Origin of the sequence: Pseudomonas sp. 29, assembly GCF_002754355.1 — a bacterium.
Lineage (GTDB): Bacteria > Pseudomonadota > Gammaproteobacteria > Pseudomonadales > Pseudomonadaceae > Aquipseudomonas > Aquipseudomonas neuropathica.
Genome location: NZ_PEEY01000001.1, coordinates 2770275 through 2788366 on the forward strand (window position 1 = coordinate 2770275; position 18092 = coordinate 2788366).

The following is an 18092-nucleotide window of genomic DNA, read 5'->3' on the forward strand; positions in this document are numbered from 1 at the left end:
CGCAGGCTGCGATCTTTTTTGCTTTATTGCTTGCCCAACGCAAAGTTGGGCAACGCCCCCAGCGGCTGGTTGAACTGATACGGAATCGACACCAGCCCCTCGCCGGTATTGCGCTGCACCACAAAGTGCAGGTGCGGGCCGCTGCTGTTGCCGGTATTGCCCGACAGGGCCAGCGGACTGCCCACCGCCACCCGTTGCCCTTCGCGCACGCTCACCGAACCTTGCTTGAGGTGCAGGTACACGCCCATGGTGCCGTCGTCATGCAGTACCCGCACGAAATTGCCGGACGCATCCGAACCGCGCCCGCTCTGGGAATTCTCGGTCTTCACCACCACCCCGGCCCGCGCGGCAATGATCGGCGTGCCTACCGGCATGGCGATGTCCATCGCATAGCGATTCTTCGGTCCATAGTGACTGTACTGACCGTTGGCGCCCTGACTCAGACGAAACGGCCCGCCACGCCACGGCAGCGGATAGCGATAGCCCTGCGCGATACCAGTGGGGTCACCGAGGGAATAGTAGAACTGCGGCGTATACACCAGCGGCTGCTTGCCGGATATCGCCGTCAGCAACGCCAACCGCGTGTTGCTGCGCGCCGGCAAAACCCGGTGGATGGTTTGCGCCGGCGCACCGCGGACATTGCTCAGCCCGGTGAATGCCAAGGCAATTTTGACCGGCGCATACAAATCGTTGCGCACGAAGACCACGTCTGTGCCCTTCTGCTTCTTGATATCGAGGTAAACCTGCCGTTCCAGGCGCTCGACCATGCGGTCCTGAAACACGAACACCTGCGAGCCTTTGCTCGGCCGGTCGCTGTACGACACCACGCCGTTGGCATCAGTGGATTTGTAGATGGTCATGGCCACAGCCGAAGTGGATGCCATGAAAAGACCATAGAAAAACAGCAGGCGCGCGAGCATGGGCAAAAGTCTGTCGAAGTGAGGCCTGGGAATGAGCCTAGCAGGTGAAGCAGACCAGGCTAGTCGACAGATGTTTCAAATTGGGCAGCCTAGAAAATGTAAGTCGTAAGGGATGGCCCCTTCGCGAGCAGGCTCGCTCCCACATTTGGAATGCATTCCAGGGTGGAAGCGAGCCTGCTCGCGAAGGCGGACTGTCAGGCGACGAAGATTACGCGCCGGGAACGAAGTGCTTCTGCGCCGTGCCGCGGGCGATCAGGCGGGAGATGTAGTCGAGTTTCTGCGCGTCCTGGTCGACGAAACGGAAGGTCAGTTGCAGCCAGTCGCTGTCGGGTTTCTGCTCATGCGCAACGATGGCGTGCAGGTAACCATTGAGACGGGCGATTTCGGCGTTGTCGCCCTGCTCCAGGTCGAGTACGGCGCTGTCGAGGATCTGCGGCAGGGTCTCGGTGCGTTTCACCACCAGCAACGCTTCCTTGATGCTCAGGGCCTTGATCACGCATTGCTGGGTGCCGCTTGGCAGGCGCAATTGGCCCTGACCGCGACCACCGACCGGCGCTTTCGACGTGGCGGGAGCCTGAACCGGTGGGCTGTTGAGCAGACCGCGCGATGGAGCAGCAGCGGGCGCTGGTGCAGCGACGGCAGGTTTGGCGAACGGATTGACCGCCGCCGCAGCCGGAGCACCACCGACCACGGCAGGCTTGCCGCCAGTCAAGGCGCTCAGGGAATCGTTGCCGAACGCCGAGTTCATCTTGGTCGGCGCGCTGTTCATCAGGGTGTCGAGCTTGCCGACCTTGTTCAGCGCCTGTTTGACCTTGGTCAGCAGTTGCTCGTTGGTGAACGGCTTGCTGACGTAGCCGGAAACGCCGGCCTGAATCGCCTGCACGACGTTTTCCTTGTCGCCACGGCTGGTGACCATGACGAACGGCATGGTCTTGAGGTTGTCTTGCTCGCGGCACCAGGTCAGCAGCTCGAGACCGGACATTTCCGGCATTTCCCAGTCGCACAGAACCAGGTCGAACGCTTCCCTGGCCAGCATGGCCTGAGCCTTTTTGCCGTTGACGGCGTCCTCGGTGCGGATCCCCGGGAAGTAATTACGCAGGCACTTTTTCACCAGGTCACGAATGAACGAAGCATCGTCCACGACCAACACACTGATCTTGCTCATCCAACACCCCTATTAAAATCCCGGCAAGCATAACGCTGGCTGATGGCACATTGCCAAAACTCTTCAGTCACGCCGGGACTTTTCGTTCGCGGGTGCTGCTTTTTAATCGAATCTGCCCATGAAAAGCACAAACAAAAACGCCCGGCCAAAGGGCCGGGCGCTTTTCTCAGGCAATCTTACTTATCGTCAGCATCGCCCGGAACATTAGCGGTTTCGCCGCTTGTGCCTTCAACTTCTTCTTTCATGCGTTTGAGGCCCATGTGGCGCACGTCGGTGCCGCGCACCAGGTAAATGACCAATTCGGAGATGTTGCGTGCGTGGTCGCCGATGCGTTCCAGCGAACGCAGCACCCAGATAATGCTCAAGACCCGCGAGATAGAGCGCGGGTCTTCCATCATGTAGGTCGCCAGCTCGCGCAGCGCGGTCTTGTATTCGCGGTCGATGATCTTGTCGTATTGCGCCACCGACAACGCCAGATCGGCGTCGAAACGGGCAAACGCGTCCAGCGCATCGCGGACCATGTTGCGCACCTGGTCGCCGATGTGGCGAACCTCGACGTAACCGCGTGGCGCTTCACCTTCTTCGCACAATTGAATCGCACGGCGAGCAATCTTGGTCGCTTCGTCACCGATGCGCTCCAGGTCGATCACCGACTTGGAAATGCTGATGATCAAACGCAAGTCGGATGCCGCCGGCTGACGGCGGGCGAGAATGCGCAGGCATTCTTCGTCGATGTTGCGTTCCATCTGGTTGATCTGGTCATCGATCTCGCGCACTTGCTGAGCGAGACCGGAGTCGGCTTCGATCAGTGCGGTGACCGCGTCGTTGACCTGCTTCTCGACCAGCCCGCCCATGGCCAGGAGGTGGCTGCGCACTTCCTCAAGCTCAGCGTTGAACTGCGCGGAGATGTGGTGGGTAAGGCCTTCTTTACTAATCATGTTGGCGTCCTTGGAGCGTCCGGTAAGGTGCGGCGGGCCGCAGCGTCAATTCTGTGAATAACCCGCAACTGTCAGCCATAACGACCGGTGATGTAGTCTTCGGTCTGCTTCTTCGCCGGATTGGTGAACAGGGTATCGGTGTCGCCAAATTCCACCAGTTTGCCCATGTACATGAACGCCGTGTAGTCGGACACCCGCGCGGCCTGTTGCATGTTGTGCGTAACGATAACGATGGTGAACTTGGACTTCAGCTCGTAGATCAGCTCTTCGACTTTCAGCGTCGAGATCGGGTCAAGGGCCGAGCACGGTTCGTCGAGCAGCAGCACTTCCGGCTCAACCGCGATGGTACGGGCGATGACCAGACGCTGTTGCTGACCACCGGACAGGCCGAGTGCCGATTCATGCAGACGATCCTTGACTTCGTCCCACAGTGCCGCGCCTTTCAACGCCCACTCGACCGCTTCGTCGAGGACGCGCTTCTTGTTGATGCCCTGGATGCGCAGACCGTAAACGACGTTTTCGTAGATGGTCTTCGGGAACGGGTTGGGCTTCTGGAACACCATGCCGACGCGACGACGCAGCTCCGCAACGTCTTCGCCCTTGCGATAGATGTTATTGCCGTAGAGGTTGATCGCGCCTTCTACGCGGCAGCCGTCAACCAGGTCGTTCATGCGGTTGAAGGTGCGCAGCAGCGTGGATTTACCGCAGCCGGACGGGCCGATGAAGGCGGTCACGCGCTGTTTCGGGATGTTCATGCTGACGTCGAACAGCGCTTGTTTCTCGCCGTAGTAAAGGCTCAGGCCGGGTACTTCGATGGCCACGGTTTCCTGTTCGAGATTCAGGCTCTGCTTGTCGCGGCCCAGGGCAGACATGTTGATGCCGTGGGTATGTGTTTCGTGCTGCATGGGAGGCTCCCTGTGCTAACAAATTCGGTTCGGAACACTGCTCGGTGCAGCTTCCATCAATATTGCGGCGGTCGCGATTCAATGTGGGAGCGAGCTTGCTCGCGAAGGGGCCCTCACGGCCGCCAAAAGCTTCGCGAGCAAGCTCGCTCCCACAGGGTTCGCGTCGTCCTTAGCTATCCAGTGCTTTGTATTTTTCGCGCAGGTGGTTGCGGATATACACCGCCGACAGGTTCAACGTCGCGATCACCAGTACCAGCAACAGCGCCGTGGCATACACCAGCGGACGCGCCGCTTCGACGTTCGGGCTCTGGAAGCCGACGTCATAAATGTGGAAGCCCAAGTGCATGATCTTCTGATCCAGGTGCAGGTACGGGTAGTTGCCGTCCACCGGCAGCGACGGCGCCAGTTTCACCACACCCACCAGCATCAGCGGCGCCACTTCACCGGCGGCGCGAGCCACGGCGAGGATCATGCCGGTCATCATTGCCGGGCTGGCCATCGGGATGACGATCTTCCACAAGGTTTCAGCCTTGGTCGCGCCGAGGGCCAACGAGCCTTCACGCACGGTACGCGGAATACGTGCCAGACCTTCTTCAGTCGCGACGATCACCACCGGCACCGCCAGCAGCGCCAGGGTCAGCGAGGCCCAGAGCAGACCCGGTGTACCGAAGGTCGGCGCCGGCAGTGCTTCGGGGAAGAACAAACGGTCGACCGAACCACCGAGTACGTAAACGAAGAAGCCCAGACCGAACACGCCGTAAACGATCGCCGGAACACCGGCGAGGTTGTTCACCGCGATACGGATGATCCGCGTCAGGGTGTTCTGCTTGGCGTATTCACGCAGGTACACCGCCGCCAGCACACCAAACGGGGTGACGATCATCGCCATGATCAGGGTCATCATCACGGTGCCGAAGATCGCCGGGAAGATCCCGCCTTCGGTGTTCGCTTCACGCGGGTCGTCCGAGAGGAATTCCCAGATCTTGCTGAAGTAGAAACCGAGCTTGGTGAAGGTGCTCATCGCGTTCGGCTGGTAGGCGTGAACCACTTTGCCCAGACCGATTTCAATCTCTTTGCCGTTGGCGTCACGTGCGGTCAAGGCATCACGGTTGAACTGCGCATGCAGATCGGCCAGACGTGCTTCGATGTCCTGATAACGCGCATTCAGTTCGGCACGCTCGGACTCCATGTCCGCCTGCGCGGTGGCGTCGAGCTTGCCTTCCAGTTCCAGTTTTCGACCGTGCAGACGGATGCGTTCGAGCCCTGCGTTGATTGCACCGATGTCGGTCTTTTCCAACGACTTCAGTTGCGCCGCCAGACCGTTCACACGGTTGATCCGCGCTTGCAACTCTGGCCATGCCGCCTCGCCTTCGGCGATGACCTTGCCGTCCTGTTTGACGTTGACCAGGTAGCCGTAGAAGTTGCCCCACTCGCGACGTTCGATCGCCATCAGCTCCGGCGGCGTGGTCTGGTTGGTCAGCCACTCGCCGACGATCCAGGTAAAGTCGTTGCCGTTCAGGTCACGGTTGCCGACCTTGATCAGCTCACGGGTCATGAATTCCGGACCTGCATCAGGCACCGGCAAACCGGCGCTCTTCAGGCGGGCACGGGGCACTTCTTCTTTCTGCACCACTTCGCCGACCACAAGATGCTGGGCCTGGCCCGGCACGTCGTAGCTGGCATGCACCAGGTCCGCCGGCCAGAAGTGACCCAGACCGCGCACGGCAATCACCGCCAGCAGGCCAATGGTCATGATGACCGCGATGGACACCGCGCCACCGCTGATCCAGACGCCCGGGGCGCCGCTCTTGAACCATCCTTTCAGGGAGTTCTGTTTCACAGACTTCTACCTTTGCTTAAAGCGACGAGTATTTCTTGCGCAGACGCTGACGAATCAGTTCTGCCAGGGTGTTCATGACGAAGGTGAACAACAGCAGCACCAGCGCCGAGAGGAACAGCACGCGGTAGTGGCTGCCGCCGACTTCCGACTCGGGCATTTCCACCGCGACGTTGGCGGCCAGGGTGCGCAGGCCTTCGAACAGGTTCATTTCCATGACCGGGGTGTTACCGGTGGCCATCAACACGATCATGGTTTCGCCGACCGCACGGCCCATGCCGATCATCAGCGCCGAGAAGATCCCCGGGCTGGCAGTCAGGATCACCACGCGGGTCATGGTCTGCCACGGCGTGGCACCCAGCGCCAGCGAACCAAGGGTCAGGCCGCGCGGCACACTGAACACGGCGTCTTCAGCGATCGAGTAGATGTTCGGGATCACCGCGAAACCCATGGCCAGACCGACCACCAGAGCGTTGCGCTGGTCGTAGGTGATGCCCAGGTCGTGGGAGATCCACATGCGCATGTCACCGCCGAAGAACCAGTTTTCCATGAACGGGCTCATGTACAGCGACAACCAACCCACAAACAGGATCACCGGAATCAGCAGCGCACTTTCCCAACCGTCCGGGACTTTCAGGCGGATCGATTCAGGCAGGCGGCTGAAGGTGAAACCGGCGACCAGAATGCCGATCGGCAGCAACATCAACAGGCTGAAGATGCCCGGCAGATGCCCTTCGACATATGGCGCGAGGAACAGCCCGGCGAAGAAACCGAGGATCACCGTCGGCATCGCTTCCATCAGCTCGATCACCGGTTTGACCTTGCGGCGCATGCCCGGGGCCATGAAGTACGCGGTGTAGATCGCAGCGGCAACGGCCAGTGGAGCAGCGAGCAGCATGGCGTAGAACGCAGCTTTCAGAGTGCCGAAGGTCAGTGGCGACAGACTCAGTTTCGGTTCGAAATCGGTGTTGGCCGCGGTCGATTGCCAGACGTATTTAGGCTCGTCGTAGTTCTCGTACCAGACCTTGCTCCACAGCGCGCTCCAGGAAACTTCCGGGTGCGGGTTGTCGAGCAGTAATGGTTGCAGCTTGCCGCCGGCTTCGACGATCACGCGGTTGGCACGCGGCGACAGACCGAACAGGCCTTGACCTTCTACCACTTGATCGACCAGCAAGGTGCGATGCGCGGTGCTGTGGAACACGCCAAGCTTGCCGCTAGCATCCAGAGCAAGGAAGCCCTTGCGACGCTCTTCGGCAGTGATTTCAACGATCGGCGTGGTGCCCATCTGGAAAGTTCGAATCTGCTTCAGGCGCAGCTCACCATCGGTGTCACGGGCCATGAACCACTGGGCCAGACCACCCTTGGAGTCGCCGACGATCAGCGAGATACCACCGACCAGTTGCGTGGTCGCAGTGACTTCGGCGTCAGCGTTTTCCAGCAGTTTGTAGCGACCGTTGAGGCTCTTGTCGCGCAGGCTGAACACATCGGCCTGAGCGCGACCGTTGACCACGTACAGCCACTGCTGGCGCGGGTCGACGAAGATGTTTTTCACCGGCTCGGTCATTTGCGGCAGATCGATACGCTTCTGCTCGTTGGTGACTTCGCCAGTCATCATGTTTTCTTCGCTGGTCAGCGACAGCACGTTGAGTTGCGAACCGGTCGAACCGACCAGCATCAACGTCGTGTCGGTGGCGTTCAGGCTGACATGCTCCAGCGCGCCGCCGGCTTCGTTCAGCGCGATCGGCGTCTCGCCGTACGGATACTCGATGGCTGGGCTGATGGTTTTCTTGCCATCGGGGTAGCTGACTTTATAGGTGTGACGGAACACCAGCGCCTGACCGTTGGACAGACCCACGGCCACCAGCGGATGACCCGGCTGATCTTCACCGATAGAAGTCACGGTTGCGCCGGCTGGCACTGGCAGATCGACGCGCTTCAGTTCAGCGCCACTGTCGATGTCAAAAAACAATGCCTGGCCCTTGTCGGAAACGCGCATGGCCACCTGATTCTGCTCTTCGAGCGAAATCATCAGCGGCTTGCCGGCGTCCTGCATCCAGGCTGGGGTGATCGAGTCTTTCGCGGTCAGGTCGGCACCCTGGAACAGCGGCGCCACCACGTAGGCGAGGAAGAAGAAGATCAGGGTGATGGCTGCCAGCACCGCGAGACCGCCAACGAGGACGTACCAGCGGGTGAAGCGATCCTTGAGCGCGCGAATGCGGCGCTTGCGTTGCAGCTCAGGCGTATTGAAATCAATGCGCTTGGGAGGATTAGTAGTCATGTGGGAATTGGCCAGATCATTCATGCGCTCACCCTAGCGATCCTGTATGACAGAAAGATGACAATGCAGTGACGCAGCAAATCCACCGCCAGCGGGACTGGCAGGGGATCAAAAATTTGAGGTGTGTAAAAGGCCGGTCTGCGCGCAGATCCGGCCTTTTACATGAGTCCGGTGGGGTTCACTCTGGACTCAATTTGTTACTTTTTTGCGACTTCAGCGCCGCCTTCCTGCAGACCCAGGTCAGCCAGTGCTTTTGCAGCAACCTTGGCTGGCAGTGGGATGTAGCCGTCTTTCACTACCACTTCCTGGCCCTGCTTCGACAGCACCAGTTTCACGAACTCAGCTTCCAGCGGAGCCAAAGGCTTGTTCGGGGCTTTGTTGACGTACACGTAGAGGAAACGCGACAGCGGGTACTTGCCGTTCAGGGCGTTTTCTTCGCTGTCTTCGATGAACTCGGTGCTGCCCTTCTTCGACAGAGCAACGGTCTTCACGCTAGCGGTCTTGTAGCCGATGCCCGAGTAACCGATGCCGTTCAGCGAGGAGCTGATCGACTGCACAACCGACGCCGAACCTGGTTGTTCGTTGACGTTTGGTTTGTAGTCGCCTTTGCACAGGGCTTCTTCTTTGAAGTAGCCGTAGGTGCCGGATACCGAGTTACGGCCGAACAGTTGCACTGGCTTGTTGGCCAGGTCGCCGGTCACGCCCAGGTCGCCCCAGGTTTTCACGTCGGTTTTGGCGCCGCACAGGCGGGTGGACGAGAAGATCGCGTCAACCTGTTCCATGGTCAGGTGCTGGATCGGGTTGTCCTTGTGCACGAACACTGCCAGGGCATCCACGGCAACCGGAATAGCGGTTGGCTTGTAGCCATACTTCTGCTCGAAGGCCGCCAGTTCTGTGTCCTTCATCTTGCGGCTCATCGGGCCCAGGTTGGAGGTGCCTTCAGTCAGCGCAGGTGGCGCAGTGGCGGAGCCAGCGGCCTGAATCTGGATGTTTACGTTCGGGTATTCTTTTTTGTAGTTCTCAGCCCAGAGGGTCATGAGGTTGGCCAGGGTATCGGAACCGACGCTGGACAGGTTGCCCGACACACCAGTGGTCTTGGTGTAGCTCGGGATAGCAGGGTCAACAGCGGCGAACGCGTTGGCAGTCGCAACGCCAGCAGCGACAAAAGTCATTGCCGCCATCAAACGCTTCAGTTTCATGCCTTACTCCTAGCAGATAGGGTGTGTTAAGTCGGGGCCAAGTATCAGCAGGCCGTGTGAACACTCTATGGCTGAAATATGACAATTGGATGAAAGGCCAGCATGGGCCTCGTCTTAAAAAAAGGAAACTCTCGTCAGGTTGACAAATCACTAGCAGAAGATAGTCTTGTCAACCACGAGAGGACACCATGATAAACGACCGAATTCGCCGCGCACGCCTGCAACGAGGACTAACCCTTGATGCTCTGGCCATCCAGCTCGGCGACATAACCAAACAAGCATTGAGCAAATATGAGAAGGGGTTGAGCACCCCTAACTCCACTCGCCTGCTGCAATTAGCTAGAGCACTGCAGGTCAATCCTGAGTACTTTTTCCGTGCAGAAGCGGTCCCGTTGGCGCCTCTGGAATTTCGTAAGCTGGCCAGGATGCCTAAATATCGCCAAGCCCAAGTAGAAGAAAAAATTCGAGAGCACCTCGAGCGATACATCGCCCTAGAGGAATGTTTCGATCCCGCAGACATCCACACTCCTGTCACTCCCGCGCAAATGATTGCAGTTTCCTCTCTTGAAGAAGCCGAGCTAGCAGCTGAGGAGCTTCGCCAATTCTGGGGAATCGGCACTGACCCCATTGCCAACCTCACCGAACAGCTAGAAGAGCACAGCATCAAGGTTGCAATGCTCAATGGCCCAGACGATTTCGATGGCGCCTGCGCTACCACCGGCGACGGCGAGCATGTCCTAATTGCGTTGAATGCTGATCGCCCAGGCGAACGAATCAGGTTTACTGCCGCCCATGAGCTCGGTCATTGGGTCATGGCATTACCAGAGGAGATGCCTGAAAAGGATAAAGAGAACTGCTGCCACCGTTTCGCGGGGGCATTTCTGTATCCCGCCAAAAGCGTTACTAGCGATTTCGGCAGCCATCCTCGCACTAGGGTTCATCCACAGGAACTACTGATTGCGAAGCGGCAATACGGTATATCGATGCACGCAGCCCTGAGGCGACTGAAGGATCTGAAGCTACTCAGCGAAGGTGGTTATAAATCCCTCACTATCCAATTCAGTGCCAAAGGTTGGCGAAAGTCAGAACCTGAACCGATGCCGTGCAAACCGCCGCAAAGGTTTGAGTCATTAGCATTTTGGGCGCTGGCGGAGGGGCTGATCACCAAATCTCGGGCTGCCGAACTCTTGCGAAGGCCAGTAAAAACCTTGGACCCGAGTTTCTTGGACTCACTGGAGAGTGCATGAGTCTTATCTACATCAGTGATACGAATATCTGGATCGATTTCAGAAATGCCGGATTACTGGAGCAGATGTTTAGATTGCCTTTCACTTTGTGCTGCACTGACTTCGTGATGCAGGAACTTGAAGACTTCCCCCACGACGAATTGCTCGACCAAGGTCTGATTATCGAGTCGCTTGATGAAGCCAGTGTAATGCGTTTATACGGCTTGCGAGTCGAGCACAACAACAGCTCGCTGGCTGATGTTTCCTGTTACCTTCTGGCACAGGAAACACGCCGCCCTTTACTAACTGGAGATGGTAGGTTGAGGCGCCAGGCACAACGAGACGGGCTCCAGGTACACGGCGCTTTGTGGCTATTAGACTTAATGGTTGAACACCAAGTAATCGAAGAGCCGCATGCTGCGGTCGCCTTAGCTCACATGCTTGAGCATGGAGCTCGACTCCCAACAAGCGAGTGTGAAACAAGGCTCTTGCGCTGGCGAGAGCCCTAGATAGCTGAACTTGGATCAGCGCCCTTTCTTCCAGAGCCACGCCCCGACCAGAATCCCCATCGCGCACAGCACCGCCACATAGTAGGCCGGCCCCATCGCGCTTTCTTTCAGCAGCAGGCTGACCACCATCGGCGTCAACCCACCAAAGATCGCGTAAGCCACGTTGTACGAGAACGACAACCCGCTGAAGCGCACCACCGGCGGAAATGCTTTAACCATCACATACGGCACCGCACCAATGGTGCCAACCAGAAAACCGGTCAGCGCATACAGCGGGAACAGCCAGTTCGGGTGATCGGCGAGGCTGTGATAGAAGGTCCATGAGCTGATCAGCAAACCCAGGCAACCGAACACAAACACGCGGCCGGCCCCAAAGCGATCCGCCAGTGCGCCGGAAATGATGCAGCCGATGCTCAGGAACACAATCGCCAGACTGTTCGATTGCAACGACTCGGTCGGCGAGAAGTGATAGACCGTTTGCAGCACGGTCGGGGTCATCAGAATGACCACGACGATGCCAGCGGAGAGCAACCAGGTCAGCAGCATCGAGATCGCAATCGCCCCGCGATGATCACGCAGCACTGCGCGTAGAGGCACTTCTTCAGCCAAGGCTTTACGCAGTTGCAGCTCGGCGAATACCGGGGTTTCGTGCAGCCAGCGGCGCAAGTAAACCGAGAACAGGCCGAACACACCGCCCAGCAGGAATGGAATACGCCAGGCGTAATCGGATACTTCCGCCGGCGTATAAATGCTGTTGATCGCGGTGGCGACCAGCGAGCCGAGCAAAATGCCGGCGGTCAGGCCGCTGGTGAGGGTGCCGCAGGCGTAACCCATATGCTTTTGCGGTACGTGTTCGGAAACGAAGACCCACGCGCCCGGTACTTCGCCACCAATCGCCGCGCCCTGAATGACCCGCATCAATAGAAGAAGGATCGGCGCCCACAGGCCGATCTGCGCGTAGGTTGGCAGCAGACCCATGATCAGGGTCGGCACGGCCATCATGAAAATGCTCAGGGTGAACATCTTCTTGCGCCCCAGCAGGTCGCCGAAGTGTGCCATGACGATGCCGCCCAGCGGTCGCGCCAGATAGCCGGCGGCGAAAATGCCGAAGGTCTGCATCAGGCGCAGCCACTCGGGCATGTCGGCGGGGAAGAACAGCTTGCCGACCACGGTGGCAAAGAAAACGAAGATGATGAAATCGTAGAACTCCAGCGCGCCACCGAGGGCGGACAGCGACAGAGTCTTGTAGTCATTGCGGGTTAACGGTCGTGCGGGTTGCTCGGGCTGCGCGAGGCTCGAAGGCGCTGTGGTCATGGCAAGGGCTTCTCTTATAGTCGGATCTGCCGCCACAACAACGCTGGCGGTGGCTTGGGCAGGTTCGGCACCATAGCAAATTGTTCGAAAAAGCACATAGCGGTGCGTATTTGACGGTCGAAATGAGAACCGGATGGTCGTCGCGGAGTCTACCGACCGATATACTCGCAACCTGCTCCGGTTTGTAGGGGGTTGCTGTGCGAAAACGTCGTTGGCCCGGCCTTTGCTCGGGATTAGCCGGTTTCGCAGAGTTTCTCCTTAGGCGCCTGATGGAAAACGTGACGAACGTAGTATGTTCGGTGCTGAATCGTTTTTCCCGAAGACGGCTACCACCAGCAATACCAACGAAGAGTCACGGGTCAGAGGCACCCCCGGCATGATAGAGCTCGAACAAGAAGATCCGATCCCGCAAGGCGACCTGGCCCTGCAAATCACCGCACTCCCACGCGAAACCAACGGCTTTGGCGATATTTTCGGCGGCTGGCTGGTGGCACAGATGGATTTGGCCGGCACCGCAATGGCCAGCCGTGTCGCTGGCGGACGCGTCGCCACCGTCGCCATCGACCGCATGGCGTTTCTCGTGCCTGTGGCTGTCGGCGCGCAATTGTCCTTTTATACCCAGACCCTGGAAATCGGCCGCAGCTCGATCCAGATGATGGTCGAAGTGTGGAGCGACGACCCGTTGTCCAGCGAGTGGCGTAAAGTCACCGAAGCGGTCTTCGTCTTCGTCGCCATCGACGGCAGCGGTCGCACTCGCTCGGTTCCACCACGCGCGCGTTAAACATCGTCGCCGTTTTACGGTCGATAGTTGTCCTTGTTACTGATCGAGAGCTGTCCCATGAACACGCCCAACGTTGAAGCCGTGAAACTGGATGAACTGAACTGCTGGCGTATCCGCCACGGTCAGGCCGAAGTGCTGGTGGCCCAGCAAGGCGCGCACATCCTCAGTTATCAGATCGATGGCCAGCCGCCGATCATCTGGCTCAACGACAAGGCCGAGTTCAAGACCGGCAAAAGCATCCGCGCCGGTGTACCGGTGTGCTGGCCGTGGTTCGGCAAGTTCGAGCGTAACCCGCAGAGCGTGCAGGCCATGTTTACCGGTGAGCAACCGGCACCCGCGCACGGTCTGGTGCGGGCGATGGATTGGGAACTGGGCGGCATCGAATCAGAGGCTGACGGCGTCAAGGTCGAATTCAAGCTGCCCTACCCCGAAGGTGGCCTGCCGGGCTGGCCGCATCAGGTCGATCTGACCCTGACCCTGCATTTATCCGAGCAACTGAGTTTCAGCCTGACCAGCCATAACCGTGGCAGTGACAGCGTCAGCCTGAGCCAGGCGCTGCACACTTACTTCGCGGTCAGTGACGTGCGCAATGTGCATGTCGATGGCGTGGATGGTTTGAATTACATCGAGACGCTGGACGACTGGAAAACCCACAGTCAGCAAGGCGACCTGCATTTTGCCGGTGAAACCGACCGCATCTATCTCGATGCTCCACCACAACTGAGCATCATCGACCTGGCCTGGGAACGACGCATTGTGCTGACGGCTACCGGCTCACGCACGGCGGTGATCTGGAACCCGTGGATCGACCGCGCCGCCGCGCTGGCCGACATGGATAACGATGGCTGGCAGCGCATGCTGTGCATTGAGACGGCGAATGTGATGGATGACATCGTCACGCTGGCGCCGGGGGCGAGCCATACCATGGGCGTCAGCGTCGCCAGCAAACCGCTCTAACCAGCACCGCAATACAAAATGTGGGAGCGAGCCTGCTCGCGAAGGCGTTGTATCAGTCAACATTCAAATGTCTGATACACCGCTTTCGCGAGCAGGCTCGCTCCCACAGTTGCTTCGTGGTGATTGTTAGAGATCAGATTCCTGCACAACCCGCACCTTGTCCGCTTCCAGCGCATACGCCGCATCGGCAAGATCATTGCTGACCTTCTCGACCTTCAGCGTGCCGGTCACCCACAGCGGCGTGTAGATATCGTCCAGCTTCAAGCCTTTCGGATAACGCACCAGCACCAGTTGATTCGGTGGCGGTGGCGGCACATGGATGCACGCGCCCGGGTACGGCACGAGGAAGAACAGCGTGCTGCGACCCTTGGCGTCGGATTCCAGCGGCACCGGATAACCACCGATGCGGATGTGCTTGTCGTTCATCGACGCCACGGTTTTGGTCGAATACATCACTGCCGGCAGACCTTTGGCCTGCTTCATCCCGCCCTTCTCGGTGAAGGTGCCGGTGGCTTCCGGGGAGTTGTGGTCGATTTCTGGCATGGCCTCGAGGGCCTTTTGGTCCGACTTGGGCATCAGTTCGAGCCAGTCGGTTTCCGGCAGTTCGCCGGCGTGGGCCAAACCGCTACCCAGGAAAAGGAGAGTCAACAAAAGACGGCGCATGAAGGTGCTCGGTATAGAAAGGAAAGAACAGTAAATCGCCGAGCATTCTAGCCCTCCCGGCCACTTTGGCAGAGAGGGCTTTGTCGCTTTGGATCAGTTCTTTTTGATCAGGCCGTAGATCACCAGCAACACGATCGCGCCGACCAGTGCGCCGATGAAGCCTGCGCCCTGACCTGCCTGATAGATGCCCAAGGCCTGGCCGCCGTAGGTGGCTGCCAGCGAACCGCCGATACCGAGCAGGATGGTCATGATCCAGCCCATGCTGTCATCGCCCGGTTTCAGGAACCGCGCCAGCAGGCCGACGATCAAGCCGATAAAGATGGTTCCGATAATTCCCATGGCATTTCCCTCTGAATAGTAGATATGCGAAGCCTAGTCAGACTTTAGCATCCTGCCATCAGAGAACGGCGGCACCTGAATGGTTCCGCCGCTGGCACATGAAACTGTCGTTACTCAGCGATCAGCGCTTCGACCTTGACGATCTGCGCCTGCAGCGTGGCCATGTCGGCGCAGCGCAGGTTGGCGTGACCGACCTTGCGCCCGGCCTTGAAGGCCTTGCCGTAGTGATGCAGATGGCAGTCTTCGATAGCGATGACTTTCTCAACCGGCGGTACAACACCGATGAAGTTAAGCATCGCGCTCTCGCCGACTTTGGCCGTCGAGCCCAGCGGCAGGCCGGCAACGGCGCGCAGATGGTTTTCGAACTGGCTGCACTCGGCGCCTTCGGTGGTCCAGTGCCCGGAGTTGTGCACGCGCGGGGCGATTTCGTTGGCCTTGAGGCCACCGTCGACTTCAAAGAACTCGAACGCCATGACGCCGACGTAGTCGAGTTGCTTGAGCACGCGGCTCGAGTAGTCTTCGGCCAGCGCCTGCAACGGGTGATCGGTACTGGCCACCGACAGCTTGAGGATGCCGCTGTCGTGGGTGTTGTGCACCAGAGGATAGAACTTCGTTTCACCATCGCGGGCACGCACGGCGATCAGCGAGACTTCACCGGTGAACGGCACAAAGCCTTCCAGCAGGCAGGCAACGCTGCCCAGCTCGGCGAAAGTGCCGACCACGTCTTCCGGCTTGCGCAGGACTTTCTGGCCCTTGCCGTCATAACCCAGGGTGCGGGTTTTCAGCACGGCCGGCAGACCGATCGAAGCCACCGCAGCGTCCAGATCGGCTTGCGACTGAATGTCAGCGAAAGCCGGAGTCGGGATGCCCAGGTCCTTGAACATGCTCTTTTCGAACCAGCGGTCGCGAGCGATGCGCAGGGCTTCGGCACTCGGGTAGACCGGGACGAATTGCGACAGGAATGCCACGGTTTCGGCCGGGACGCTTTCGAACTCGAAGGTCACCAGATCGACTTCATCGGCGAGTTGGCGCAGATGATCCTGATCGCCGTAATCGGCCCGCAGGTGTTCGCCCAGCGCAGCGGCGCAAGCGTCCGGCGCAGGGTCGAGAAAAGCGAAGTTCATGCCCAGCGGCGTACCCGCCAGAGCCAACATGCGACCCAACTGGCCGCCACCGATTACACCGATCTTCATCTCAACAACCTCAGGCAATACGTGGGTCTGGATTGTCCAGGACGCTGTCTGTCTGCTCGGCACGGAAGGTTTTCAGTACCGCGTGGAACTGCGGATGCTTGGCGCCGAGGATGCTCGCCGAGAGCAGGGCAGCGTTGATCGCGCCGGCCTTGCCGATGGCCAGGGTGGCGACCGGAACGCCCGCTGGCATCTGCACGATCGACAGCAGCGAGTCGACGCCCGAGAGCATGGCCGACTGCACCGGCACACCCAGCACCGGCAGGTGGGTCTTGGCCGCACACATGCCTGGCAAGTGGGCTGCGCCACCGGCACCGGCGATGATCACCTCGATGCCACGACCTTCAGCCTCTTCGGCGTACTGGAACAGCAGATCCGGGGTGCGGTGGGCAGAGACCACTTTGACCTCGTACGGGATGCCGAGCTTTTCCAGCATATCGGCGGTGTGGCTAAGGGTGGACCAATCGGACTTGGAGCCCATGATCACGCCAACCAGTGCACTCATCGTCGCGCCTCTTCTCTCTGGAGCGCCCGCAGGCGCGTCATAAAACAACAAGCCACGCAGGTTGCGTGGCTTGATTGTACGAAAAATGGCCGGACGTGCCGGCCGAAGGCCGCGCAGTATACCGCAAAGAAAGCAATAAACAGCCCCCCGCACGACCATCTGTCATCTGCCGCAAATGCCCGGTTTTATTGACTTGAAGGTCAGCGACAGAACACCGCAAATCCCCTGTAGGAGTGAGCCTGCTCGCGATGGCGGTGTATCAGTCACATCATCGTTGAATGTGCAGACGCTATCGCGAGCAGGCTCACTCCTACAAGGGGGCCGCGTAGGCTCAGGAAGCTTGGGCAGCGCCACCCTCGAGCTTGCGCCACAGCAGGCGTACGTTGGCTTTGCGCACCAGTGCGCAGCGGTAAAGGCGAATTTCCAGCGGCACATGCCATTGCGGGCCGCCGCAGACCACCAGCTCGCCACGAGCCAGCTCAGCACGCACGCTCAATTGCGGTACCCAGGCGATACCCAGGCCTTCCAGTGCCATGCTTTTCAAACTGTCAGCCATCGCCGTTTCGTAAATAGTGGTGAAACGCAGCTGACGCTGACGCAGCAAACCATTCACCGAACGCCCGAGAAACGCACCGGCGCTATACGCCAGCAACGGCACGCTCGCATCACCTTCGAGATCGAACAGGGGCTTGCCCTCGGCATCCGCCGCACACACAGGGAGCATTTCCGTCTGGCCCAAATGCAATGAAGGGAAAATCTCCGGGTCCATCTGCATTGCCGCATCCGGATCGTAGAACGCCAGCATCAAATCACAGCCACCTTCGCGCAACGCATGCACCGCATCGCCGACGTTGGTTGCAACCAATCGGGTGGCGATGTTCAACCCTTCATTACGCAACTGCGCGATCCAGCGCGGGAAGAAACCCAGCGCCAAGGAGTGAGCGGCAGCGACCTGCATCACTTCGCCCTGCCCGCCTTCCAGATGATGCAGATGGCGCAGCACTTCACCGAGCTGTTCAACCACCGTGCGCGCGGTCACCAGAAACAACTGCCCCGCTGCCGTCAGTTCGATCGGCGTGCGCGAGCGATTGACCAGAGTCAGCCCCAGCGCAGCCTCCAGACTGCGAATCCGTCGACTGAACGCCGGCTGGGTCACGAAGCGCCGTTCGGCCGCCTGCGAAAAGCTGCGGGTGGCGGCCAGAGCACTGAAGTCCTCGAGCCATTTGCTTTCCAGATTCATCACGTCCTCCAGGACACGCACCAAAACAGGTCACACGTCTGCCGCGCACGCGGCGTCACACGGGCATTATGCCGAATGTGCATAGGGCAGTGCTGAACAGCATTGGCCCAAAATTTCCCACAAGCC

Annotated in this window: 17 protein-coding genes; 4 read left to right on the forward strand and 13 right to left on the reverse strand. The window is 59.3% G+C overall.

The genetic code is table 11. The features are described 5' to 3' along the window. Positions 1-23 precede the first annotated feature (23 nt). The 7 genes from CLU80_RS12985 to CLU80_RS13015 form a co-directional block, all read right to left on the reverse strand. The gene (locus CLU80_RS12985) at positions 24-920 is read right to left on the reverse strand and encodes a peptidoglycan DD-metalloendopeptidase family protein (protein WP_099757541.1); all 897 of its coding nucleotides are present in this window, start codon (positions 918-920) and stop codon (positions 24-26) included. Positions 921-1128: 208 nt separating this feature from the next. Further along, entirely contained in the window at positions 1129-2085 is a 957-nt protein-coding gene (locus CLU80_RS12990; RefSeq protein ID WP_093429627.1) for a response regulator, read from the reverse strand. Positions 2086-2261: 176 nt separating this feature from the next. Then, positions 2262-3023 carry a phosphate signaling complex protein PhoU gene (gene phoU / locus CLU80_RS12995; RefSeq protein ID WP_007954334.1) on the reverse strand — a complete coding sequence of 254 codons (762 nt, stop codon included), beginning with the start codon at positions 3021-3023 and terminating at the stop codon, positions 2262-2264. A gap of 71 nt (positions 3024-3094) precedes the next feature. After that, positions 3095-3928 (reverse strand): phosphate ABC transporter ATP-binding protein PstB, encoded by an 834-nt coding sequence (gene pstB / locus CLU80_RS13000; RefSeq protein ID WP_093429626.1) that lies wholly within the window; start codon positions 3926-3928, stop codon positions 3095-3097. 169 nt (positions 3929-4097) lie between these two features. Beyond that, a complete protein-coding gene (gene pstA / locus CLU80_RS13005; protein WP_099757542.1) occupies positions 4098-5768 on the reverse strand; it encodes a phosphate ABC transporter permease PstA in 1671 nt (556 codons plus the stop codon). Between the two features lie 16 nt (positions 5769-5784). Further along, positions 5785-7818, reverse strand: coding sequence for an ABC transporter permease subunit (locus CLU80_RS13010; RefSeq protein ID WP_175559543.1), 2034 nt, complete (start codon positions 7816-7818; stop codon positions 5785-5787). A gap of 422 nt (positions 7819-8240) precedes the next feature. Continuing rightward, a complete protein-coding gene (locus tag CLU80_RS13015) occupies positions 8241-9242 on the reverse strand; it encodes a phosphate ABC transporter substrate-binding protein PstS (RefSeq protein WP_054048327.1) in 1002 nt (333 codons plus the stop codon). 188 nt (positions 9243-9430) lie between these two features. On the opposite strand from CLU80_RS13015, the gene CLU80_RS13020 reads away from it, so the two are divergent. Together CLU80_RS13020 and CLU80_RS13025 are read left to right on the forward strand one after the other, a co-directional pair. Then, positions 9431-10489: a helix-turn-helix domain-containing protein gene (locus CLU80_RS13020; RefSeq protein WP_099757543.1), complete on the forward strand. Its 1059-nt coding sequence runs from the start codon at positions 9431-9433 to the stop codon at positions 10487-10489. Beyond that, positions 10486-10977, forward strand: a complete 492-nt coding sequence (locus CLU80_RS13025; RefSeq protein ID WP_099757544.1) for a PIN domain-containing protein — start codon at positions 10486-10488, stop codon at positions 10975-10977. The genes CLU80_RS13020 and CLU80_RS13025 overlap by 4 nt, the downstream gene beginning before the upstream one ends. A gap of 15 nt (positions 10978-10992) precedes the next feature. Here the strand turns inward: CLU80_RS13025 and CLU80_RS13030 are convergent, their stop codons facing one another. Beyond that, positions 10993-12291: an MFS transporter gene (locus tag CLU80_RS13030; protein WP_093429623.1), complete on the reverse strand. Its 1299-nt coding sequence runs from the start codon at positions 12289-12291 to the stop codon at positions 10993-10995. A gap of 376 nt (positions 12292-12667) precedes the next feature. Between CLU80_RS13030 and CLU80_RS13035 the strand changes: the two genes are divergently transcribed. Together CLU80_RS13035 and CLU80_RS13040 are read left to right on the forward strand one after the other, a co-directional pair. Then, a complete protein-coding gene (locus tag CLU80_RS13035) occupies positions 12668-13072 on the forward strand; it encodes an acyl-CoA thioesterase (RefSeq protein ID WP_003229628.1) in 405 nt (134 codons plus the stop codon). Between the two features lie 57 nt (positions 13073-13129). Continuing rightward, entirely contained in the window at positions 13130-14029 is a 900-nt protein-coding gene (locus tag CLU80_RS13040; protein WP_099757545.1) for a D-hexose-6-phosphate mutarotase, read from the forward strand. Between the two features lie 126 nt (positions 14030-14155). Here the strand turns inward: CLU80_RS13040 and CLU80_RS13045 are convergent, their stop codons facing one another. The 5 genes from CLU80_RS13045 to CLU80_RS13065 all read right to left on the reverse strand — a co-directional run bounded on the left by CLU80_RS13045 (position 14156) and on the right by CLU80_RS13065 (position 17966). Beyond that, positions 14156-14692: a DUF3299 domain-containing protein gene (locus tag CLU80_RS13045; RefSeq protein ID WP_007920225.1), complete on the reverse strand. Its 537-nt coding sequence runs from the start codon at positions 14690-14692 to the stop codon at positions 14156-14158. A gap of 93 nt (positions 14693-14785) precedes the next feature. Beyond that, complete coding sequence (locus CLU80_RS13050) at positions 14786-15031, reverse strand: GlsB/YeaQ/YmgE family stress response membrane protein (RefSeq protein WP_003229635.1); 246 nt, start codon at positions 15029-15031, stop codon at positions 14786-14788. Positions 15032-15141: 110 nt separating this feature from the next. Further along, positions 15142-16224, reverse strand: a complete 1083-nt coding sequence (locus tag CLU80_RS13055; protein WP_047596872.1) for a 5-(carboxyamino)imidazole ribonucleotide synthase — start codon at positions 16222-16224, stop codon at positions 15142-15144. A 10-nt stretch (positions 16225-16234) separates the two neighbouring features. Continuing rightward, positions 16235-16726: a 5-(carboxyamino)imidazole ribonucleotide mutase gene (purE, locus tag CLU80_RS13060; protein WP_085579114.1), complete on the reverse strand. Its 492-nt coding sequence runs from the start codon at positions 16724-16726 to the stop codon at positions 16235-16237. A gap of 331 nt (positions 16727-17057) precedes the next feature. Then, on the reverse strand, positions 17058-17966 hold the full coding sequence (locus tag CLU80_RS13065; RefSeq protein ID WP_093429621.1) for a LysR substrate-binding domain-containing protein: 909 nt from the start codon (positions 17964-17966) through the stop codon (positions 17058-17060). Positions 17967-18092 lie beyond the last annotated feature (126 nt).

Bases quoted from the DNA above. Each gene is read 5' to 3' on its own strand.
- CLU80_RS13015 (WP_054048327.1), bottom strand. From the start codon at position 9,242: ATGAAACTGAAGCGTTTGATGGCGGCAATGACTTTTGTCGCTGCTGGC.
- CLU80_RS13050 (WP_003229635.1), bottom strand. From the start codon at position 15,031: ATGGGAATTATCGGAACCATCTTTATCGGCTTGATCGTCGGCCTGCTG.
- CLU80_RS13025 (WP_099757544.1), top strand. From the start codon at position 10,486: ATGAGTCTTATCTACATCAGTGATACGAATATCTGGATCGATTTCAGA.
- CLU80_RS13045 (WP_007920225.1), bottom strand. From the start codon at position 14,692: ATGCGCCGTCTTTTGTTGACTCTCCTTTTCCTGGGTAGCGGTTTGGCC.
- CLU80_RS12990 (WP_093429627.1), bottom strand. From the start codon at position 2,085: ATGAGCAAGATCAGTGTGTTGGTCGTGGACGATGCTTCGTTCATTCGT.
- phoU (WP_007954334.1), bottom strand. From the start codon at position 3,023: ATGATTAGTAAAGAAGGCCTTACCCACCACATCTCCGCGCAGTTCAAC.
- CLU80_RS13065 (WP_093429621.1), bottom strand. From the start codon at position 17,966: ATGAATCTGGAAAGCAAATGGCTCGAGGACTTCAGTGCTCTGGCCGCC.
- pstB (WP_093429626.1), bottom strand. From the start codon at position 3,928: ATGCAGCACGAAACACATACCCACGGCATCAACATGTCTGCCCTGGGC.
- CLU80_RS13040 (WP_099757545.1), top strand. From the start codon at position 13,130: ATGAACACGCCCAACGTTGAAGCCGTGAAACTGGATGAACTGAACTGC.
- CLU80_RS13020 (WP_099757543.1), top strand. From the start codon at position 9,431: ATGATAAACGACCGAATTCGCCGCGCACGCCTGCAACGAGGACTAACC.
- CLU80_RS13055 (WP_047596872.1), bottom strand. From the start codon at position 16,224: ATGAAGATCGGTGTAATCGGTGGCGGCCAGTTGGGTCGCATGTTGGCT.
- CLU80_RS12985 (WP_099757541.1), bottom strand. From the start codon at position 920: ATGCTCGCGCGCCTGCTGTTTTTCTATGGTCTTTTCATGGCATCCACT.
- CLU80_RS13030 (WP_093429623.1), bottom strand. From the start codon at position 12,291: ATGACCACAGCGCCTTCGAGCCTCGCGCAGCCCGAGCAACCCGCACGA.
- purE (WP_085579114.1), bottom strand. From the start codon at position 16,726: ATGAGTGCACTGGTTGGCGTGATCATGGGCTCCAAGTCCGATTGGTCC.
- CLU80_RS13010 (WP_175559543.1), bottom strand. From the start codon at position 7,818: ATGCAGGACGCCGGCAAGCCGCTGATGATTTCGCTCGAAGAGCAGAAT.
- CLU80_RS13035 (WP_003229628.1), top strand. From the start codon at position 12,668: ATGATAGAGCTCGAACAAGAAGATCCGATCCCGCAAGGCGACCTGGCC.